The sequence below is a fragment of the Luteococcus sp. Sow4_B9 genome (assembly GCF_052116585.1).
Taxonomy (GTDB): domain Bacteria; phylum Actinomycetota; class Actinomycetes; order Propionibacteriales; family Propionibacteriaceae; genus Luteococcus.
This window is the reverse complement of the sequence record NZ_JBQKKT010000015.1, coordinates 55,301-74,996: the sequence shown is the minus strand read 5'-3', so window position 1 is coordinate 74,996 and position 19,696 is coordinate 55,301. Positions and strand designations below refer to the sequence as shown.

Annotated in this window: 17 protein-coding genes; 10 read left to right on the top strand and 7 right to left on the bottom strand. The window is 67.7% G+C overall.

Annotation, left to right across the window (positions count from 1 at the left end):
- Window positions 1-92: 92 nt before the first annotated feature.
- On the bottom strand, window positions 93-638 hold the full coding sequence (locus ACTQ49_RS10365; RefSeq protein WP_441827770.1) for a methylated-DNA--[protein]-cysteine S-methyltransferase: 546 nt from the start codon (window positions 636-638) through the stop codon (window positions 93-95).
- A gap of 63 nt (window positions 639-701) precedes the next feature.
- Here ACTQ49_RS10365 and ACTQ49_RS10360 point away from each other — a divergent pair, with 63 nt between their 5' ends.
- Window positions 702-1,928 carry a cytochrome P450 gene (locus ACTQ49_RS10360; protein WP_441827769.1) on the top strand — a complete coding sequence of 409 codons (1,227 nt, stop codon included), beginning with the start codon at window positions 702-704 and terminating at the stop codon, window positions 1,926-1,928.
- A 95-nt stretch (window positions 1,929-2,023) separates the two neighbouring features.
- Here ACTQ49_RS10360 and ACTQ49_RS10355 read toward each other — a convergent pair whose 3' ends face one another.
- Entirely contained in the window at window positions 2,024-4,378 is a 2,355-nt protein-coding gene (locus tag ACTQ49_RS10355) for an ATP-binding cassette domain-containing protein (protein ID WP_441827768.1), read from the bottom strand.
- Window positions 4,379-4,705: 327 nt separating this feature from the next.
- On the opposite strand from ACTQ49_RS10355, the gene ACTQ49_RS10350 reads away from it, so the two are divergent.
- The 3 genes from ACTQ49_RS10350 to ACTQ49_RS10340 all read left to right on the top strand — a co-directional run bounded on the left by ACTQ49_RS10350 (window position 4,706) and on the right by ACTQ49_RS10340 (window position 6,707).
- Window positions 4,706-5,581 carry a D-hexose-6-phosphate mutarotase gene (locus ACTQ49_RS10350; protein ID WP_441827767.1) on the top strand — a complete coding sequence of 292 codons (876 nt, stop codon included), beginning with the start codon at window positions 4,706-4,708 and terminating at the stop codon, window positions 5,579-5,581.
- A 142-nt stretch (window positions 5,582-5,723) separates the two neighbouring features.
- The gene (locus tag ACTQ49_RS10345) at window positions 5,724-6,212 is read left to right on the top strand and encodes a MarR family winged helix-turn-helix transcriptional regulator (RefSeq protein ID WP_441827766.1); all 489 of its coding nucleotides are present in this window, start codon (window positions 5,724-5,726) and stop codon (window positions 6,210-6,212) included.
- Window positions 6,213-6,338: 126 nt separating this feature from the next.
- Window positions 6,339-6,707 (top strand): hypothetical protein, encoded by a 369-nt coding sequence (locus ACTQ49_RS10340; protein WP_441827765.1) that lies wholly within the window; start codon window positions 6,339-6,341, stop codon window positions 6,705-6,707.
- 123 nt (window positions 6,708-6,830) lie between these two features.
- On the opposite strand, the gene ACTQ49_RS10335 is transcribed toward ACTQ49_RS10340, so the two are convergent.
- Entirely contained in the window at window positions 6,831-7,880 is a 1,050-nt protein-coding gene (locus tag ACTQ49_RS10335; protein WP_441827764.1) for an NAD(P)-dependent alcohol dehydrogenase, read from the bottom strand.
- Window positions 7,881-7,937: 57 nt separating this feature from the next.
- Window positions 7,938-8,894 carry a hypothetical protein gene (locus tag ACTQ49_RS10330; RefSeq protein WP_441827763.1) on the bottom strand — a complete coding sequence of 319 codons (957 nt, stop codon included), beginning with the start codon at window positions 8,892-8,894 and terminating at the stop codon, window positions 7,938-7,940.
- 132 nt (window positions 8,895-9,026) lie between these two features.
- On the opposite strand from ACTQ49_RS10330, the gene ACTQ49_RS10325 reads away from it, so the two are divergent.
- On the top strand, window positions 9,027-9,725 hold the full coding sequence (locus ACTQ49_RS10325; RefSeq protein WP_441827762.1) for a class I SAM-dependent methyltransferase: 699 nt from the start codon (window positions 9,027-9,029) through the stop codon (window positions 9,723-9,725).
- Between the two features lie 237 nt (window positions 9,726-9,962).
- On the opposite strand, the gene ACTQ49_RS10320 is transcribed toward ACTQ49_RS10325, so the two are convergent.
- The gene (locus ACTQ49_RS10320; protein WP_441827761.1) at window positions 9,963-10,634 is read right to left on the bottom strand and encodes a GNAT family N-acetyltransferase; all 672 of its coding nucleotides are present in this window, start codon (window positions 10,632-10,634) and stop codon (window positions 9,963-9,965) included.
- A 246-nt stretch (window positions 10,635-10,880) separates the two neighbouring features.
- On the opposite strand from ACTQ49_RS10320, the gene pdxH reads away from it, so the two are divergent.
- Both pdxH and ACTQ49_RS10310 read left to right on the top strand, forming a co-directional pair.
- Window positions 10,881-11,513, top strand: coding sequence for a pyridoxamine 5'-phosphate oxidase (gene pdxH / locus ACTQ49_RS10315; RefSeq protein ID WP_441827760.1), 633 nt, complete (start codon window positions 10,881-10,883; stop codon window positions 11,511-11,513).
- Window positions 11,514-11,806: 293 nt separating this feature from the next.
- Window positions 11,807-13,315, top strand: a complete 1,509-nt coding sequence (locus ACTQ49_RS10310; protein WP_441827759.1) for an FAD/NAD(P)-binding protein — start codon at window positions 11,807-11,809, stop codon at window positions 13,313-13,315.
- On the opposite strand, the gene ACTQ49_RS10305 is transcribed toward ACTQ49_RS10310, so the two are convergent.
- Window positions 13,316-13,789 carry a hypothetical protein gene (locus ACTQ49_RS10305; protein ID WP_441827758.1) on the bottom strand — a complete coding sequence of 158 codons (474 nt, stop codon included), beginning with the start codon at window positions 13,787-13,789 and terminating at the stop codon, window positions 13,316-13,318.
- A 128-nt stretch (window positions 13,790-13,917) separates the two neighbouring features.
- Between ACTQ49_RS10305 and ACTQ49_RS10300 the strand changes: the two genes are divergently transcribed.
- The 3 genes from ACTQ49_RS10300 (at window position 13,918) to ACTQ49_RS10290 (ending at window position 18,706) form a co-directional block, all read left to right on the top strand.
- A complete protein-coding gene (locus ACTQ49_RS10300; RefSeq protein ID WP_441827757.1) occupies window positions 13,918-16,200 on the top strand; it encodes a 6-phosphofructokinase in 2,283 nt (760 codons plus the stop codon).
- A gap of 262 nt (window positions 16,201-16,462) precedes the next feature.
- Window positions 16,463-17,881 (top strand): nitronate monooxygenase, encoded by a 1,419-nt coding sequence (locus tag ACTQ49_RS10295; RefSeq protein WP_441827756.1) that lies wholly within the window; start codon window positions 16,463-16,465, stop codon window positions 17,879-17,881.
- A gap of 450 nt (window positions 17,882-18,331) precedes the next feature.
- Entirely contained in the window at window positions 18,332-18,706 is a 375-nt protein-coding gene (locus tag ACTQ49_RS10290; RefSeq protein ID WP_441827755.1) for a hypothetical protein, read from the top strand.
- 249 nt (window positions 18,707-18,955) lie between these two features.
- Here the strand turns inward: ACTQ49_RS10290 and ACTQ49_RS10285 are convergent, their stop codons facing one another.
- Window positions 18,956-19,414: a hypothetical protein gene (locus ACTQ49_RS10285; protein WP_441827754.1), complete on the bottom strand. Its 459-nt coding sequence runs from the start codon at window positions 19,412-19,414 to the stop codon at window positions 18,956-18,958.
- Between the last annotated feature and the right edge of the window lie 282 nt (window positions 19,415-19,696).

The following is a 19,696-nucleotide window of genomic DNA, read 5'->3' as shown; positions in this document are numbered from 1 at the left end:
CCCCCCCCCCCCCCCCCCCCCCCCCCCCCCCGCGATGCATCTGTTTCGGTACGCCTACCGCCCTCTAGACAAATATAGGAATATGGCCAGAATCAGGAATAGTCCTTGATCGAGGGGGGCAGGAGACTGTGCCCGGCCACATACGCCTCATGGTCCAGCAGCCAGGCCTTGCGAGCCTCACCACCAGCAAATCCGGTGAGCTTCCCACTGGCACCCACCACCCGATGACAGGGCACCACGATCGACAGCGGATTGCGGCCGACGGCACCACCCACCGGCTGCGCCAGATTGCGTTCGCCCAGCGCCTCGGCAATCTGCCCATAGGTCACGGTCTGGCCAAAGGGGATCTGCTGCAGCTGCTCCCAGACCCGGGGATCCAGGTCATTGCGGGCGTCCGGCCGGAGCGGGAGCGAGAACTCCGTACGCTCCCCCGCGAAGTACTGTGCCAACTGCTCCGCCGCTCGGAGGAAGAGCGGGTCGGCCGACGGGTCCACCAGCACTCCCCTCTCGGCGCGTTCGGGCTGCACCCGATGCCCGTCGAAGAAGAGCCCCACCAGGAAGTCCCCCTCGGCCACGAGGGTGAGCGGCCCGAGCGTCGAGCCGACGATGGCGCGTCGCAGGTCTGCTGAAGTGTCCACCCCCTGATGGTGTCATGCGCCGGGGATCGGGGAGGATGGGAGCACCAACAGCAGGAGGATGCGATGGCGCAGTCCACATGCCCGATCTCGGGGGAGAACAGGCGCAAGACGAACTATCCGGGCGAGAGCCTGGCCGCCGGAGTCGAGGTGATCGACGGGGTCTGGCACGTCCGGGACATGAATGTTGCCCGCGAGGTACTGCGCAGCCGCGACACCACGCAGGCCGGTTTCAACGTCGAGAAGACCAGGATGGGCCACATCCGCCCGCCGATCCTCTTCTCCGACGGGGAACCCCACCGAACCCAGCGCGCAGCCATCGCCCGCTACTTCGCGCCCAAGACTGTCGACGCGAACTACCACGAGCTGATGGAGACCTACGCCGACCAGCTCGTCGAGGAGTTCCGCCGCGACGGGGTGGTCGATCTGGCGCAGATGTCCATGCGCTATTCGGTGATCGTCGCAGCCCAGGTGGTGGGCCTGACCAATTCCGACTATGACGCCATGGCCACCCGACTCAACCGCTTCTTCGACATGCCACTGGCTCCGGCGGAGAGCACTCCCGGCAGGAAGACACTGCGCAGTCGGTTCGAGGTGCTGCGGGTCTCCAGCAAGGCCCAGCTGCCGATGCTCGACTTCCACCTGCGTGACGTTCGTCCCGCGATCAAGGCCCGCCGCAAGGAACGCCAGTCCGACGTGATCAGCCACCTGATCGACGCCGGGTACTCCGAGCTGGAGATCATGATCGAGTGCATCACCTATGGCGCCGCCGGGATGGTGACCACCCGCGAGTTCATCGGCATGGCCGTCTGGCAGATGCTGGAGCATCCGGAGCTGCGCTCTCGCTACCTGGCCGGTGACAAGGCAGAGCGCTACCAAGTGCTGCACGAGGTACTGCGTCTGGACCCGATCGTCGGGCACCTGCTGCGCCGCACCACTGCTCCCGTCCCGGTCGTGGTCGACGGTGAGGAACGCACCATCCCGGCCGGCACCCTGGTGGACCTCTACATCCGCAATTCCAATGCCGATCCGGCCGTCGTGGGCGAGAAGCCGTTGGAGCACTGCCCCGGGCGGGAGCTGCCGCCGCGGGTTGGCGCCGAGGTGATGAGCTTTGGCGACGGCGCCCACAAGTGCCCCGGCAACTCGCTGGCGATCCAGGAGGCCGACGTTCTGCTGCAGCGCCTGCTGAAGCTTCCGATCCAGTTGGCGACCAAGCCCGTCGTGCAGTGGGACGAGCTGATCAAGGGCTACGAGGTGCGCAACATTCGGCTGGTGCTGGAACAGGGAGCTTGAGCCCGACCCCGCACGTCCAACCGCCAAGGGCACGCGCTGCACCACGTGCCCGACGAACTACCACGTGCCCCGCAGAGATGGGTGGGGGCAGCCCCTCAGGCGCCCACGTACTCCTTGAGGTGCTGCCCGGTCAGGGTGGAGGCGTCGGCGACGAGGTCCGCGGGGGTCCCCTCGAAGACCACCCGACCACCGTCGTGGCCGGCGCCGGGGCCCAGGTCGATGATCCAGTCCGCGTGCGCCATCACGGCCTGGTGGTGCTCGATCACGATGACCGTCTTCCCGGAGTCGACGAGCTGGTCCAGCAGCCCCAACAGCTGTTCCACGTCGGCCAGGTGGAGGCCGGTGGTGGGCTCGTCGAGCACGTAGACCTCACCCTTGCCAACCATCTGCGTCGCCAACTTGATGCGCTGCCGCTCACCACCTGACAGCGCCGTCAGCGGCTGCCCCAGGGTGATGTATCCCAGGCCCACGTCAGCCAAATTGCGCAGGATCTTCGAGGCCGCCGCCACCTTCGCCTCACCCTCGCTGAAGTGCGCCAGGGCGTCGTCGACGCTCATCTGCAACACCTGGGCAATGTCCTTGCCACCCAGCGTGTACTCCAGGACGGAGGCGTCGAAGCGGCGTCCCTCGCAGTCCTCACAGACGCTGGACATGGTGTCCATGAAGCCCAGCTCGGTGAAGATCACGCCGGCGCCCTTGCAGGTGGGGCAGGCACCGTCGGAGTTGGGGCTGAACAGGGCCGGCTTGACGCCATTGGCCTTGGCGAAGGCCTTGCGGATGGGCTCCAGCAGGCCGGTGTAGGTGGCGGGGTTGGAACGTCGGGAGCCCTTGATGGCGGACTGGTCGACGGCAATCACCCCGTCGCGGCCGGAGACATGGCCATGGATCAGGGAGCTCTTGCCGGAGCCCGCGACGCCGGTGACGACGGTCAGCACCCCGGTCGGAATGTCCACGTCGACGTCCTGCAGGTTGTTCTCGCTGGCACCGCGCACCTCGATCACGCCCTTCGGGGCACGCACCGACGCCTTGACGGCCGCCCGGTCGTCGAGATGGCGGCCGGTGAGGGTGTCGCTGGCGCGCAGCCCCTCCACGGTTCCCTCGAACTGAATCTCGCCCCCGTGGCTGCCGGCGCGGGGGCCCAGGTCCACGACGTGGTCCGCAATCTGGATCATCTCGGGCTTGTGCTCCACGACGAGCACCGTGTTGCCCTTGTCCCGCAGCTGCAGCAGCAGCCGGTTCATCCGCTGGATGTCGTGCGGGTGCAGGCCGACGCTGGGCTCGTCGAAAACATAGGTGACATCGGTGAGCGCCGAGCCGAGGTGACGGATCATCTTGATGCGCTGGGCCTCACCGCCGGACAGGGTGCCGGTGGGGCGCTCCAGGCTGAGGTAGCCCAGGCCCACCTGGACGAAGGCGCCCAGCTGGTGCTTGAGCTGTGCCACCAGAGGACCGACCGACGGCTCGGTGATCCCGTCGATCCACTCGACCAGGTCGCTGATCTGCATCTGGCAGACGTCGGCGATGGACTTGCCGTTGATCCGCGAGTTCCGGGCGCCCTCGGTCAGACGGGTGCCCTCGCACTCGGGGCAGGTCTGGAAGACGATGGCGCGCTCGACGAAGGCCCGGATGTGCGGCTGCATCGCCTCGACGTCCTTGCTGAGCATCGACTTCTGGATCTTGGGGATGAGCCCGTCGTAGGTGAGGTTGATGCCCTCCACCTTGATCTTGGTGGCCTCCCGGTACAGCAGGTCGTCGAGTTCCCGCTTGGTGAAGTCCTTGACGGGCTTGTCCATGTCGAAGTACCCGGAGCCTCCGAAGATGCGCCCGTACCATCCGTCCATGGAATAGCCGGGCACCTTGATGGCTCCCGCAGCCAGGCTCAACTCCTTGTCGTAGAGCTCGTCCAGGGCAAAGTCGCTGACGCGCCCGGTGCCCTCGCAGCGGGGACACATACCGCCGGTGACGCTGAAAGTCTTGTGCTCCTTGACCTGCCGACCGCCCTTGGTGGTGGTCACGGCGCCGCCACCGCTGACCGAGGGGATGTTGAAGGCGAAGGCCTTGGGCCCACCGATCCACGGGTCGCCAAGCTTGCTGAACAGGATGCGCAGCGAGGCATTCACGTCCGTGGCGGTGCCGACGGTGGAGCGCGGATTGGCGCCCATCGGGTCCTGGTCCACGACGATGGCGGTGGTCAGCCCCTCCAGCACGTCGACGTCAGGACGACCGAGGCTGGGCATCATGCCCTGCAGGAAGGCGGAGTAGGTCTCGTTGATCATCCGCTGGCTCTCGGCGGCGATGGTGGCGAAGACCAGCGAGCTCTTGCCGGAGCCGGAGACGCCCGTGAAGACGGTGAGACGTCGCTTGGGGATCTCGAGGCTGACGTCCTTGAGGTTGTTCTCTCGGGCGCCCTGGACTCGGATCAGGTCGTGGCTGTCGGCGGGGGTGGTCATGGGGAGTCTCCATCGTCGGTTCGTGCGTGCACCCCCGACCAGCCGGTGGTTCACCCGTCAAGTGAAGCAGATGGCACCGACACTTCCCTGACGCGTTGTCCCCTGACGCGTTGTCCCCTGACGCGTTGTCCCCCGCCGCGATCCTCCCGTGCCGCACAGGCGCGCCTCGAGCCCTGCCCAGAACTCCGCAGATCACCCTCTGACTGAGCCTCCGCACTGACCCCGCCACGCCACCGGGTGACCAGAGCCCCAACGAGCGGTCAACTTGCGGAGGCAAGATCGCCCAACCCCTGTGCACCCTCGCTCGTCGGGAGTAGTTTCGACGCCATGAGCACCCAGACGAGCACTGACCTGCCCCAGGGCATCACCGCCGAGACCGTCAATGGCCTGCCTGCCCTCCGGGTGGAGACCGAGCTGGGCCGTGGCCTGGTCTTCCTGCACGGAGCCCACGTCGCCGAGTGGCAGCCGGCTGGCAAGGAGCCGGTTCTCTGGATGAGTGGCGCGTCCGAGTATGCGCCGGACAAGCCGCTGCGCGGTGGGGTGCCGATCTGCTTCCCCTGGTTCGGCCCGGGACGCGAGGGTGACCGGACGCCTGCCCACGGATTCGCGCGGCTCAGCGACTGGACGCTGGTGGAGGCGCGCGTGCAGGACGGCGCTGCGACCCTGGCGCTGGAGCTCACCGCCGGGCAGGTTGCCGATCTGGGAGGCTTCCCCGACGACTTCACCGCCCGCCTCACCGTCACCCTGGCGCAGACCCTGACCCTGGATCTGACGGTGACCGCCGGCGAGCAGCCGTTGGACTTCGAGGAGGCGCTGCACACCTACTTCGACATTGCCGACGTGCACCAGACCGTGGTCCGGGGGCTCGACGGAGCACGCTTCCTGGACAAGGTAGCGGGCGGCGACGAGATCCAGCAGGGAGAGGTCAATTTCACCATGGAGACGGACCGTGTGTACTTCTCCGAGGAGACGACGCAGATCGTCGACGGTGGCCGAAACCGGACCATCGTGGTGGACAAGTCCAACTCCTCCAACACCGTCGTGTGGAACCCCTGGGTGGACAAGTCTTCTCGAATGGCGGACTTCGGGGATGACGAATGGACGGGGATGTGTTGCGTCGAATCAGCAAATGTCCTTGCCAACGCAGTTTCACTCACTCCAGGCGGCCAGCACACGATGAGCGTGACCATTTCTGCAGAGTGACATACCCAGCGCGCACGGATTCCCACAGGAACCCACGCGGGGGTGTCACCCCACGCGTGGTCAGTCCTCAACTTGAAGACTTGAAGGAATGCTGTGTGCGCTGGTTCGTTCATTCATCGATTCAGTGGCTACCCTAGCGTTTGTGCCATCATCCGATTCCAAGAACGACGCGCTGCGACTCAACAAGTCCCTGCGCATGCTGTGCCGCGCCAATGAACACCTGGGTCATGCGTGCGCAGAGAACCAAGACCTCTACCTGACCGACTTTCGCGCCCTGCTGCTGATCCGCTCCGCCCAGGAGGAGGGTCGGTCGATCACCGCCGGTGAGCTGGCCAGCAACCTGAGCCTGAGCAGCGGCGCCGTGACCTACCTGGTGGAGCGCCTCTCCCAGTCGGGCCACGTCCAGCGCGAGGTGGATCCGCAGGACCGACGCAAGGTCCTCCTGGTTCCCACCGAACTGGGCATCCAGTCGGTGAACAACTTCCAGGATCCCCTGAACGAGACCCTGCGCCAGGTGCTGCAGGACGTCGCCCCGGAGAAGCTCGCTGCCACGCTCGACGTGCTGGAGCGCGTCAACTCCGCCGTCCAGGCCCACACCGTCGGTATCCGCGCCGGCGGCCAGTCCAACTGACCTGCCATTTCGCCCAGCGGGTCGCCCACGCCCGTCGACGGCCCGTCTCTGCCGCATGCAGACCCGCAGGAATGAAGGCCGAGCCGCACTCGTCGGGACACCGGCCCGTTGTGCCACACTGACCCGATGACCTCACGCCACCCGAGTCGGCTGCGCCCCGCACTTGTGGGCCTTGCCCTCATTGCCCTGGTCTTTCAGTGCTGGGCGCTCTACTCCCCCAGCGCCGGCGGCTCCCAGCCCTTCCCCCACGCCGACAAGTTGGTGCACCTGTTGCTCTTTGGCGGCGTGGCCTGGCTCTTCCTGCTGGCTGGCGCCCGACGGGCTGCCGCGCTGGGGCTGAGCGCGATCCATGCCGTCGTCAGCGAGATCGTGCAGTGGCAGCTGATCCCCACCCGCAGCGGCTCCGCCCTGGACCTGCTGGCCGATTTCGCGGGCATTGCACTGGCCTGGCTCGCCCGCTCCAGTCCGCCGCGGAGCGTGCACCAGCCCTCCTGACCCCGACGGGCCCAGCAGACCTCGACGAACCCAGCCAATGACGGTCCCAGCCAATGAACGGGCCCGGCCACCGACGAATGGTGGCCGGGCCCGTCGCTCTCCGGCGTCAGTCAGGAGCATCCATCAGAAGGTCGAGGTGTCGATCACGTAGCGGTAGCGCACCTTGGATTCGACCACCTTGTCGTAGGCCTCGGTGATCTCCTCGCCGCTGATGATCTCCACCTGCGGCGCGATGCCGTGCTCGGCGCAGAAGTCGAGCATCTCCTGGGTGGCGGCGATGCCGCCGATGTTGCTGCCGGCCATCGCCTTGTCGCCGCGGATGAGGCTGCCGAAGCTGAAGGTGGACGGGTGCTCGGGCAGGCCGACGTCGACGAAGACGCCGTCCACCTTGAGCGTGCCCAGCAGGGCGTCCAGGTCACTCTCCGCGGAGATGGTGGAGATGATCAGGTCGAAGTGGGCTCGCAGCTTCTTGAGCGTGCCCTCCTCACTGGAGGCGTAGTAGTGCTTGGCGCCGAACTTCTTGCCGTCGGCCTCCTTGCTCATCGTCTGGCTGATGACGCTCACCTCAGCGCCCATCGCGGCGGCGATCTGGACGGCCATGTGGCCCAGGCCACCCATGCCGACCACGGCCACCTGCTTGCCGGGGCCAGCGCCCCAGCGCTTGAGCGGCAGGTAGGTGGTGATGCCGGCGCACAGCAGCGGTGCGGCCTTCTCGAAGGGGATCTCGTCGGGGATGCGCAGCACGTAGTCCTGCTCCACGGTGATGCCCTGGCTGTAACCACCGGCGGTGGGCAGGCCGTCGCGACCGATCGAGTTGTAGGTCCAGACCGTCGGCTTCTCGGTGCTGGTGCAGAAGTTCTCCCGGCCGGCCAGGCAGAGCTCGCACTCGCCGCAGGAGTCGACGAAGCAGCCGACGCCAACCTTGTCCCCCACCTTGTACTTGGTGACCTCGGAGCCAACCTGGGTGATGATGCCTGTCAGCTCGTGGCCGGGGACCAGGGGATAGTTGATCGGCCCCCACTCCTCGCGGGCGGTGTGAATGTCCGAGTGACAGATGCCGGCGTACTTCACCTCGAAGAAGACCTCGGTGGGGCCGGGCTCACGACGGGTGATGGTGGTCTTGTGGAACTGGCAGGACTTGTCGTCGGTCGCGTACGCGAGGACTTCTGGCATGGCTGTTTCTCCTGAGAAAGGGGATGCGTGCCACTCCATTGTTGCGCGGTGCCAACCTCAGCGGTCCAGCGACTCCTTGAGTACCCGCGTCACGGTGGTCTCGGCGGCCAGGGTCTTCGGGACCCGGTTGACGGTGGCCACGGATTCGCTGGGCACGCGCTTGATGGGTTCCTGTGCGGCGCGCGGCTCAGGGCTCGGCGTGGTGCGCGGGGTCAGCGAGCAATCAGGCGTCTTGCCAACGCCCGGGCCGAATTCACGCCCGTCGAAGACCTCTTCCTTGACCAGCTCGTAGTACTTGTCGAACTGCCCCTGGTTGCGGACCTTTGCGTCATACGGGTTCTGCGCGGCACAACGCGCCACGTAGTAGCCGACGACCTCGCTGAAGTTCTCGTTGGCGCTGCCTCGGCCGTAATCGCTGAAATTCCCGGTGGCGGCGTACAGGGTGCCAAAGCGGTTGTACGCCTTCTGCGCCTCGGGGGTGCGACTGTAGGCGTGGCCCAGCTCGTGGACGAACAAGCGCACCAGACGACCCTTGTCACCAGCCTGGTAGGGCGCCTGCCACTTGGCGAAGTCAATCGTCACCGCACCCGGACGCGTCAGGCCCCAGTCACCAAAGGCCCAGCCGCTGATCGCGCTGGCATTGAGCGTGAAGTCCGGGTGATTGCTGGTGATGGTGGTGACGTAGTCGGTGCAGCTGAGCGCCTCGAGGGTCTGCCAGACGATCTTGACCATGGGCCGGTTGGCGGGATCCGTCCACCCGGATCCCACCAGCTTGATGCCGGTGTTGCTGGCCAGCTGGGTCTTGATCTCGTCCAGCGACGCGTCGGACGGCCATTCGTGGGACGTCGCGCACGGCTTGGGGATGCCCACCACCGGGTCCCCGACGGAGACCGCCGCGTCGGATGCCTCGACGGGCGCAGCAGCGGCGGGTGCCACGACGCCACCGAACAGGCCGCTCGCGGCCAGCAGGATGCCGGTTGCCAGCGTGGCGAGGCGCTTGGTGGGGTGGCTCACGGGACTCCGTCCAGAGGTGTGGGGCTGTGCGTTAAGAATTTTCTCAGGAAATCCGCTGAGAGCAAATTCCGTGCCGTCACCTGTTCAGGGGACATGCGTCCAACCTGGAGGTGGGGCCGGTACGCTTCCGGCGTGAGCACCCAAGATCCCGCCAGCCGCCCGCACCCCGCAACCACCGCCCGGGAGTGGGATGAGCGTTACTCCGGGGATCCGGTGTGGAGCGGCAATCCTAACCAGGCGCTGCTCGACGAGGTGTCCGGCCTGCAGGCCCGCCGGGCTCTGGACGTCGGCTGCGGCGAGGGCGCGGACTCCGTGTGGTTGGCGCAGCGCGGCTGGCACGTGACCAGCCTGGACATCTCCCCAAAGGCCATCCAGCACACCTTGGCGGCGGCTGACCGGGCTGGCGTCACCGTGACGGGAGTGGCCTCCGCCTTCCTGGACGCGACGCTGATGCCGGCAGGATTCGAGCTGGTGAGCGCCATGTACCCGGTGCTCTTGAAGACCCCTGACCGGGCGGCGGAGAACCGTCTGCTCAACCTGGTTGTCCCGGGTGGGCACCTGCTCTTCGTGCATCACGTCTTCGACGCAGATCACGGCCACGGCCACGGTCACGGTCACGAGCACCATGCCAGCGACTCGAACGGGAGCCAGCCCGCCGCGGGACCCGACCACGAGCGCATCGTCCTGCCGCAGGAGATGGCGGCCCTCGTCCGCGCGCGGGAGGACTGGGAAATCCTCGTCGACGAGCAGCGCGAGCGGCACGTCGCCACGGGTGGTGGCGCCCACCACCGCGCCGACCACGTGCTGCACGCCCGCCGCCTGGCCGTCTAGCACGGCAGCGGCCGGTCTTGGGCTGCAGCGGCCGGTCTTGGGCTGCAGCGGGCGGGTCTCGGACGGCTCCCCGCGTGGCTTCACTCCCGCCGCGTCGGCTACAGCACACGCGAGCGCCCCAAACCCACGCGCCGCTGAACCCGAGCCCACCAGAAGGGCCAAGACCAGCGCGACTCAAGTCCCGGGCCACCCCTGACAACAATCCCTCAGCCGCAATCCCAGCCCCGCACTCTGGGTTCAGCGACGCGGTGGGCTGGGGAGCTTGCTCGCGGGTTCGGTCAGTTCAATGGTGGGCAGCACGTGACCGTCGATCCGGTCCAGGGCGCGGCGGCAGTCGTCGCCCGACGGCAGGTGCTGGCGCAGGAAGTCGCGCACCGGGGCGGCCGCCACCTCGTGGTCCGGAGCGCGACCGTCCTCGCGCAGCACGACGAGCATCAACCCGTCAACGGCGCGACCCCCGGGCCGCAACGGGGGCTGGGCATAGGGCAGCGGGAGCGCCCGTGCCCCCAGCCGGGCGTAGAAGGCCACCCGCGCCACCGGGTCGCCGTGCGCAGCCTCCCGGGCAGGTGTGCTGGGGTGCTCCACCTCTGCCAGCACCAGACGCGGGCCGAACTCCTGTTGCCAGGTCTTCAGGGCAGCGGTGAGGGCCCGGCCGCCGATCCCTCCGCCTCGCGCCGAGGGCTCCACCGCAAGGTAGTCCACCAACAGGACCCTCGACTGCGGGTGGAATTCCGCGGCAACCAGGGCAATGGGCCGGCCCCCGTCGCGTTCGACGTGCAGCTGGATCGTGCCGGCCAGACAACCGTCGACGAAGTCCTCCTCGGTCAGGAGCTCGTCCTCGGGGAAGGTGGGCTGGAGCAGCTCGCGATGGAGCTGACGCAGGTCGTGCTCACTGATCTGTGCGCTCATGCACCCACGCTAGTCGCCACAGGGCTCCCGACGGCGAACTCCGCAGATCGCCCTCGCCTTTCGCCATCGCAGCAGGGGCCCCGCCGCAAGACGCGAGCTGCTCGGCACCTGGCGGCCAAATTGCGGAGTTCTGGGACGACGCCGCGTCCCGGCAACGCCAGCACCCCCTGAAGCCGGCAGCCCTGAAGCCCGGCGGCCCGGCGGCCCGGCGGCCCGGCGGTACCCACCCGGTCATAGGATCGCGGCATGGACATCCATGGCATGCGACGCGACTACCAGGGCGACGAACTGGACGAGGCGAACGCCGCACGGACTCCCGTGCAGCAGTTCGAGCGGTGGTTTGAGGACGCCCGCCAGACCGACGCCCTCGACCCCAATGCGATGACCCTGGCAACCGTGGGCCCCGACGGTCGCCCCTCCACGCGCATCGTGCTGGTGAAGAGCTTCGACGAGCAGGGGCTCGTCTTCTTCACGAACTACGACTCCCGCAAGGGGCAGGAGCTGGCAGGCAATCCCTTTGGCGCACTGCAGTTCCACTGGCCCCAGCTGGAACGGGTGGTGCGCATCGAGGGAAGGATCGAGAAGGTCTCCGCCCAGGAGTCCGACGAGTACTTCGCCCAGCGCCCGCTCGAATCGCGGATCGAGGCGTGGGCCTCGCCGCAGAGCCAGGTGATCGCTGGCCGCGATGCCCTCGTGGCCAGCGCCGAGTCGGCCGCGCAGGAATACGGCGACAACCCTCCGCGTCCGCAGAACTGGGGTGGCTACCGGCTGACCCCCGACGTGTGGGAGTTCTGGCAGGGTCGGCCTTCCCGACTGCACGACCGGCTGCGCTACACACTCGCCGATGGTCAGTGGCGGCGTGACCGACTGGCTCCGTGAAGCAAGCCCTTGCTTCATCCCCTGAATTGATGACGCCTCCACAAGACGCCGGAGGCAATCCCAGCGAGCCGGGGATCCCCTGCCGCACGGGCAATCCCGAATGACCATCCTGCGCCCCAAAATGACCTGTTAACAGAATGAAGTTCATCAACTTTCCCGCGGTGAAATCGGGCAGTTGTTCAAGTTCGTCCGTGAGACGACCTTTCTCCCCAAATCGGTGGGTCATCATGGTGCCAGGAAGGTTCGCGGCACAGACACCGCGCAGGACCAGGGAGATGCGAAGCGTCATGAGGGTGGCAATCATCGGTCAGGGGCCACACGGCATCCACGCCCTCACAGAGCTGGTGCACGCGTGGTCCGGCCCCGACGCCCTGGAGGTTCACTGCTATGACCCGGTCCTGCCGGGCACCGGCAGCGGGTTCGCACTCGACCAGCCAGAGTTCCTACGCCTCAACATCCACACCCGCGGCGTCCAGGTACGCCCGATGGAGCCCCTGTCCGAATGGCTGCGCACCCACGGCATCGACCCCGACGGCGAGGTTCCACGCCACCGCGTCGGTGCCTACTTCCACGCCGCCCGCACCCGCACCATCCAGGAGCCGCCCACCGGCGTCCGCGTGCTCACCCACCCCTGGCCGGTCTCCGGCATCACTCGCACCGAGCAGGGCTGGCTCGTCGAGTCGGACATGCCACGCATCGTCGACGAGGTTCTGCTGGCCACTGGCCATGCCCCGGACCACGACGACCGCCTGGCACACCATTGGGACCCCGAGCAGCCCACGCGACTGGTGGAGGCCGTCTACCCCGTCGACCGCTGGCTCAATGAGGAACAGGTTCCCGCCGGCTGCACCGTCGCCATGCGCGGTGCAGCTCTGACCTTCGTCGACGCAGCCCTGGCCCTGACCGAGGGGCGGCCCCGCTCCCAGTGGCCGGCCCGCATCCTGCCCCTGGGCGTCACGGGACGCTTCGTGATGGCGACCCCGTCGCACGGTCACGAGCTGCTCCCCGATGAGCAGGAAGCGATGGACCTGTTGGCCGCCACCATGCCGCCCGACCCGATGGGCGTCGTGGACACCGTGGCCGAGGCCGCCACCCAGCTGATGGTGCTCAACGGCCACAGCCCCGACCTGGCTCGCGCCGAGGTCCACACGACCATCACCACTGGCTGGGAGCCCGATCTGCAGGAGGCTCCGCGCGCGCTGAGCGCCCTGAACCGCTCAATCGCCCACGCCGAACGCGCCGCCCGGCCGGGAGCTGCGTGGATGTTGGGCCGGGCCTGGGCAACACTGCGCCCCGTCGTGGTGTCCAGACTTTCCTTTGCCGACGCCGGGGCAGACAGCTGGCAGCACTACCGGGAAGTGGCCAGTAGCCTGGAGCGCTTCGGTTTCGGCCCGCCGCTGGGTACCGCGATCCGCATCGCCGACCTGTGCGAACGCGGTGTGATCGACCTGTCCTGGTTGGAGTCGGGCGTGCAGGTCGGTGAGCGGATCACGAACCTGCCCGCTGGTGATTCCCAGCCCGACGTCGTGGTGGATGCCGTCCTCAGCCCGCCCGGCGCCCGCAGGGCCCGCACGCCGCTGATCGACGATCTCGCTGCCCGCGGCCACGTGCGGCTGGCTCGTGGCCGACGCGGCCTCGACATCGACCGCGATGGCACCTGCCTGGGCCGCGACGGCCAGCCGACGGCGGGGCTGGCGGCCGTCGGGCTCCCGGTGGAGGACGTCGTGATCGGCAATGACACCCTGGACCGCAGCCTCAGCGACCTGGCCAGGCGCTGGGCCCGTCGGGTCGCGGCCGCCTGATCAGGAGTCGGGGAGGAATTCGTCGGAGACCAGCTCGCCGGACTGCGCGTCGAAGGTGAACCGGTGCGCATCGGTGGAACTGGAGGAGGTCTGCGTCGGCGCTGCGCTGGGGGACGGCGTGGACCCGGTGGCCGCCGACGGGATCCCCACCAAGGTCCAACTGGTGGTGGTGCTGGCCTTCACGACCCACCGATTGCCCTCGCGCTTGGCTTCCTCCACGACGCTCTGCGAGGCAGCTTCCGTGATCTGGAAGCCCTCCGCCTGCACCGCCGACCGGATCGGGCCAAGGGACTTCTCCAGCGCCGGCCACTCGGTCCGGCCGGTGCGCCAGTAGGCGGCCGCCTGCCCGTCGTAATTGGCCAGGAAGGGTTCCACGTCGCGTTCGACGGTGGACTGCTGCGGTGCGAGGGCGCTGACGCCGAAGCCAGCCGCCAGTGCCACGCCCAACAGGATCACCACGATCTTTCGCCACATGGACCCCAGTCTCGCCCATCGGGCCAAGCCGCTGGCGGGCGGCCCAGCCTGTTGGCGCTTCGGTGAACTTCACGTCAACAGTCGCACCCGGCCTGTCCTGTGCACTCCCGGCCAGCAAGAATGGTCGGGTGAGCACTTCTGACCACGTGACCCATCAGACCAACCCGTCGGGCGAGCCCGTGAAGATCGGTGTCCTGACCTCGGGCGGCGACGCCCAGGGCATGAATGCCGCGGTCCGCGCCGTGGTGCGCACCGCCATCCGGCTGGGAGCCGAGCCGTACGCCATCTACGAGGGCTACCAGGGGATGATCGACGGCGGCGACGGGATCAAGAAGTTCGACTGGGATGACGTCGGCTCGATCATCCACCGCGGCGGCACCCTGATCGGAACCTTCCGGAGCAAGGAATTCCGGGAGCGCGACGGGCGGCTCAAGGCGGCCGAGAATCTCGTCGAGCACGGCATCGACCACCTGGTGGTGATCGGCGGCGACGGATCGCTGTCCGGCCTGGACATGTTCCGCCAGGAGTGGCCCGGCCTGCTGGACGAGTTGGCGACGGCCGGGCGGATCACCCGCGAACAGGCCGACGCGCATCCCACCCTGATGATCGCGGGCATCGTCGGCTCGATCGACAATGACCTGGTGGGCACCGACATGACCATCGGCGCCGACAGCGCGCTGCACCGCATCGTCACCGCGATCGACGACCTGGCGAGCACGGCAGCCAGCCACCAGCGCAGCTTCGTCGTGGAGGTGATGGGACGCCACTGCGGCTACCTCGCCCTGATGGCGTCCGTCGCCGGCGGCTGTGACTTCTGTCTGATCCCGGAGAATCCGCCGGCCGACGGCTGGGAGGACCGGATGTGTGCCGAGCTGAAGCGCGGCCGCGATGCCGGCCGTCGCGACTCGATCGTCATCATCGCGGAGGGCGCACAGGACCGCGACGGCAACCGCATCACCAGCGAGTACGTGCGCTCCACCCTGGAGGAGCGGCTGGGCGAGGATGCCCGCGTCACGATCCTTGGCCACGTGCAGCGCGGCGGAACGCCCAGTGCCTACGACCGCTGGGCCTCCACCTGGCTGGGCCACGAGGCCGCCAAGGAGGTGCTGGCCGCCACCCCGGACAGCCCCGGCAATGTGATGGTGCTGCGCGGCAACCGTGTGGTGCCAACGGACTTGATGGAGGCCGTGAAGGACACCCGCAGGGTGCCGGAGTGCATCAAGGAGGGCGACTTCGAAGCCGCCATGGAGCTGCGCGGTGGCTCCTTCACGGAGATGCGCACGATCTTCCACGAATTGGCGGAGCCCAGCCAGGTGGCTCCCGGCACCGACGCCAAGCGCGTCGCGATCGTGCACGCGGGCGGTCTTGCCCCGGGCATGAACACGGCGGCCCGCGCTGCCGTGCGCCTGGGCATCAGCCGTGGTCACACCATGCTCGGCGTTCGCAATGGCTTCGTCGGCATGCGCGACGGCCAGATCGAGGAGCTCACCTGGGATGACGTGGAGGGGTGGACGGGCGAGGGCGGTGCCGAGCTGGGCACTCGTCGCACCATCCCCGGCCTGGAGCACCTCTACTCGATCAATCGGGCCCTGGAGGACCACGACGTCGACGGCCTGCTGGTGATCGGCGGCTGGAATGCCTACCAGGCGGCCCACCTGCTGCACTCCGAGCGGGATCGCTACCCGTCCTTCAACATCCCGATCGTCTGCGTACCGGCCACGATCGACAACAATGTCCCCGGCTCGGAGCTGTCGATCGGGGCGGACACCGCCCTGAACGTGGCCGTCGAGGCGATCGACCGGATCAAGATGTCGGGGTCGGCCACGAAGCGCGCCTTCGTCGTGGAGACGATGGGCCGCTACTGCGGCTACCTGGCGCTGATGAGTGGTCTGGCGTCCGGCGCCGAGCGCGCCTACCTGCATGAGACCGGCATCAGCCTGGGTGACCTCTACCGCGACGTCGAGTGGCTGCGCGGCTCCTTCGAGAACGGACGTCGTCGCTTCCTGGCGATCCGCAATGAGCGTGCCAGCGAGCACTACGACACCGAATTCCTGGCCAAGCTGCTGGAGGAGGAGGGCAAGGACAGCTTCGACGTGCGCCACCTGGTGCTGGGGCACATCCAGCAGGGCGGCGCCCCGACCCCCTTCGACCGACTGCTCGCCACCCGACTGGTCTCGCACGCCATCAACCTGCTCGACGAGAGCTGGGGGGACACCTCCGGACGGCAGAACAAGGCCTGGTACATCGGTCTGCAGCAGGGGAAGGTGGCCAAGCAGCCCCTGGCCCACATGGACGAGCACGTGGATCCCGAGTTCCGTCGCCCGCTCGACCAGTGGTGGCTGAACGAGCTGCAGGATGTCTTCGCCGACGTCGCCTACGAGCCCGACACCCCGGAGCACGAGACGCTCTGACGCCTTGGCCTCGCTGCTGGACCAGACGGCCGAGGCCCTGGCCCGTCGAGATCTCACGTCGATCCCCACCCCTCACCCGAGTGGGGATCGACGTCTGTTTCGGGCAGAGGGCGACGCGCTGGGCACGGCGGCCGACCGGCCTTGTGGGATCCCCACCAGCAATCCCCTGGCTGGTTGTAGTCCTTCCAGGTAGGAAGTCCAGCTTGCTACGCTAGCGTAGGTTACGCACGAGTAACTTACGCCCGCGTAATGAGGAGTCCTGATGACCGAGCACCCCCTTCCCACCGTCATCCAGGGCGGCATGGGTATCGCCGTGTCCAGCTGGCAGTTGGCCCGTGAGGTGAGTCTGGCCGGCGAACTGGGCGTCGTCTCCGGCACCGCCCTCGATGCCGTCCTGGCGCGCACCCTGCAGGACGGTGACCCCGGAGGCCACTACCGTCGCGCCCTGGCGCACTTCCCCAACCAGGCGGTAGCGCAGCGAATCATCGACAAGTTCTACCTGCCCGACGGACGTCAGGGAGCGCCCTACCGGCCGCACGACACGATCACCATCAACCCCAAGCAGGCCATCGCCGAGCTGTGCGTCGCGGGCAATTTCGCCGAGGTCTGGCTGGCCAAGGAGGGCCACGACGGCCTGGTGGGGATCAACTTCCTGGAGAAGGTGCAGATGGCCACCCCAACCGGCGCGCTGGGCGCCGTGCTGGCGGGCGTCGACTATGTCCTGATGGGGGCCGGGATCCCGCGCGAGATCCCGCAGCTGCTCCGCGATCTGGCCGCCGGCCGCCCCGGAGGTGTGCACGTGGACGTCGACGGCGGCGAGGCCGTCTGGTCCAGCGCCGATCCGACGGCCATCCTGGGCCAGCCCATGGAGCCCGTCGAGCCACCCCGCTTCCTGGCCATCATCTCGGTGCACTCGCTGGCCAACTTCCTCAACCGCGACGAGAAGATCAAGCCCTTCGGCTTCGTCGTCGAGGGGCCGATCGCCGGTGGCCACTCCGCTCCCCCGCGCGGCAGGATGAGCCTGGACGAGAAGGGCGACCCGATCTACGCAGACCGCGACATGGCCGACCTGGCCAAGATGGCCGCCGTCGGTTCGCCCTTCTGGCTGGCCGGTGCCTACGCCACCCCGGAGCTGGTGCAGCAGGCCAAGGAAGCCGGCGCCGAGGGCGTGCAGTGCGGCACGATCTTTGCCCTGGCCAAGGAGTCCGGCATGCGCGATGACCTGCGCGAGCAGATGGTGGCCCGGCTGGGTACCGGCGAGCTCGACGTGCGCAATGACCCCCGAGCCTCCCCCACCGGCTTCCCGTTCAAGATCGCCCAGGTGCCCGGCACCCTGAGCGACCCGGAGGTCTACGAGGCCCGCCCCAGGCTCTGCGACCTGAGTTACCTGCGCGTGCCATACCAGCGCGAGAACGGCAGCATCGGCTACCGCTGCGCCTCGGAGCCCGTCGACGCCTACCTCAAGAAGGGCGGCAAGATCGAGGACACCGTGGGTCGCAAGTGCCTGTGCAACTGCCTGATCACCAACATCGGGCTGGGACAGGAGCGCAAGGACGGCTACCGGGAGGTGCCCGGCATCACGCTGGGGCAGGACCTCACCGGCGCCCAGCGGTTGCTGGAGCTGCACCCCGACGGCTGGACCGGTCGCCAGGCGGTCGACTTCCTGCTGGGGAAGAGCTGACGCCGACGCACACCCCGATCAAGTTGCTGGCCGGATCCACGCGACAACTTGATCGTGCCAGCACCACCCCCGGCGAGACACCCCGACTTTGGTCTGAGTCGGGGTGTCCTTGCGTTACCGGACGCCGTGCAGCTGCCGAGATGCGCTCATGGTTCACGGGTTGAAGAGTTCGCTGCACCGAAGGCGTCGCCCCCCACAGCGGGAGAGGCTCATCGCGCCGCGCTGCTGCGCCGTCATCGACTTGCCCGCTGAAGCGTCTGGCCAGCTGGCCAACCAGACGGAGAGGAGATGTGGCACAACTCTTCACTTGGGGTGTCCTTGGCACCGCAAATGCTCTCCGTAAGCCCGCCAAGGTAGGAGATTTTTCGTTGTGGGCCGGAATTCCGGGCTGCTAACGTGATGCATGGAGGGAGCGCCCGCCCCCCTCCGACCACACCAAAGGAGATACCGATGAAGACCATCACCACCCTGGCCGTCACCGGCCTTGCAGCCCTCGGCCTCGCACTGCCCACCACGGTCGCCACGGCCGCCGGGCCCGCCAGCACCAGCGATCCGCGAGTCACGCAGGCCATGTTCGACCTGGCCCAGCGTGAGGGCGTCTCGATGACCGACATCAGCATCACCTCGCTCCAGGGTGGCACCTGGAATGACGGTTCCCTGGGATGCGCCAAGGAAGGGTACGTCTACATCCAGGCCCTGGTTCACGGCAGCAAGCTGGTCTTCTCCGTCGACGGCGAGAAGTACGACTACCACCGCAGCGACAAGGGCTCCTACTTCTACTGCGAGGCGCCCACTGGCTCCTTCCGCCCCGACGCGCTGGCCTGATCCGTCACCGGCCGTTCACGACGCAGGGTGCGGGCCCCCACGCCACGGTGGGGGCCCGCACCCTGTGGGTGCATGAATGATTCGACCGCCCCCCGATGATCGCCGCCTCTACCCAATTCTTGGGAATTCGAGAGACACATCCAGAAAGGTCGAGCTTCGCCCACAAACGCCAGGTAGCGAGCGGGAGCAGCCACCGGACCCGAAAGCTCTGGGGAACTATTCCTTGGTATAGAAAAATATAAATACAATTTAATACTGTGAGATCGTTGCACGTGAAACGGCCGTGTCCGCCCGGCCGCAGGTGACCCGATCGACGACTGCGAACCACAGGATCGGAAACAGGAAGAGCAGGGCCGGCCCCAGCGGCCAGGCGAAGACCCAGATCCCAACGCCCCGAAAGAAGCTCCAGGCCAGACCCGGCCACGCAATCATCAATCCAGACCAGGACAGCACGTGGGACAGGGAACGCCGGCCAGCCTCCACCAAGAGGCGATCCATGACCAGGGCGCACAACCCGGTGATCGCCACCTGCAGCGCGATGAACCATGCTGCTGGGGCATTCCGCGCAACCAGGGGACCCAGCACCAGCCCGTAGGCCAGGACAGCCAGGAGCACGCTGAACGTGAACAGGATGTAGCCGGCAGCAGGAACCGATCCCCACGCCGCCCGCCCGACCTCCTCGGGGTACTGATCACTGACCGTCTCCATGCCACCAGTGTGCACCATCGACGGACACCACGGTCGGCCTTGTCACGATTCCCGCCCTGTCGACTTGTGCCCAGCACCCAGCACCAGCACCAGCACCAGCACCAGCAGTACAGAAACAGATGCATAGGCGGTGTCCAGTGCATCTACTGCACTGGACACCGCCTATGCATCTGTTTCTGGCAGCGAGAGGCGAAGGGCAGACAACCCGGGCGCCCGAGAGTGGCCACCCGGCAGCCGGCAGGCGGACACTGCAATCACAACCCAGCGGCGCACCACACCGCG

Bases quoted from the DNA above. Each gene is read 5' to 3' on its own strand.
- ACTQ49_RS10360 (WP_441827769.1), top strand. From the start codon at position 702: ATGGCGCAGTCCACATGCCCGATCTCGGGGGAGAACAGGCGCAAGACG.
- ACTQ49_RS10355 (WP_441827768.1), bottom strand. From the start codon at position 4,378: ATGACCACCCCCGCCGACAGCCACGACCTGATCCGAGTCCAGGGCGCC.
- ACTQ49_RS10350 (WP_441827767.1), top strand. From the start codon at position 4,706: ATGAGCACCCAGACGAGCACTGACCTGCCCCAGGGCATCACCGCCGAG.
- ACTQ49_RS10340 (WP_441827765.1), top strand. From the start codon at position 6,339: ATGACCTCACGCCACCCGAGTCGGCTGCGCCCCGCACTTGTGGGCCTT.
- ACTQ49_RS10335 (WP_441827764.1), bottom strand. From the start codon at position 7,880: ATGCCAGAAGTCCTCGCGTACGCGACCGACGACAAGTCCTGCCAGTTC.
- ACTQ49_RS10320 (WP_441827761.1), bottom strand. From the start codon at position 10,634: ATGAGCGCACAGATCAGTGAGCACGACCTGCGTCAGCTCCATCGCGAG.
- pdxH (WP_441827760.1), top strand. From the start codon at position 10,881: ATGGACATCCATGGCATGCGACGCGACTACCAGGGCGACGAACTGGAC.
- ACTQ49_RS10305 (WP_441827758.1), bottom strand. From the start codon at position 13,789: ATGTGGCGAAAGATCGTGGTGATCCTGTTGGGCGTGGCACTGGCGGCT.
- ACTQ49_RS10295 (WP_441827756.1), top strand. From the start codon at position 16,463: ATGACCGAGCACCCCCTTCCCACCGTCATCCAGGGCGGCATGGGTATC.
- ACTQ49_RS10290 (WP_441827755.1), top strand. From the start codon at position 18,332: ATGAAGACCATCACCACCCTGGCCGTCACCGGCCTTGCAGCCCTCGGC.
- ACTQ49_RS10285 (WP_441827754.1), bottom strand. From the start codon at position 19,414: ATGGAGACGGTCAGTGATCAGTACCCCGAGGAGGTCGGGCGGGCGGCG.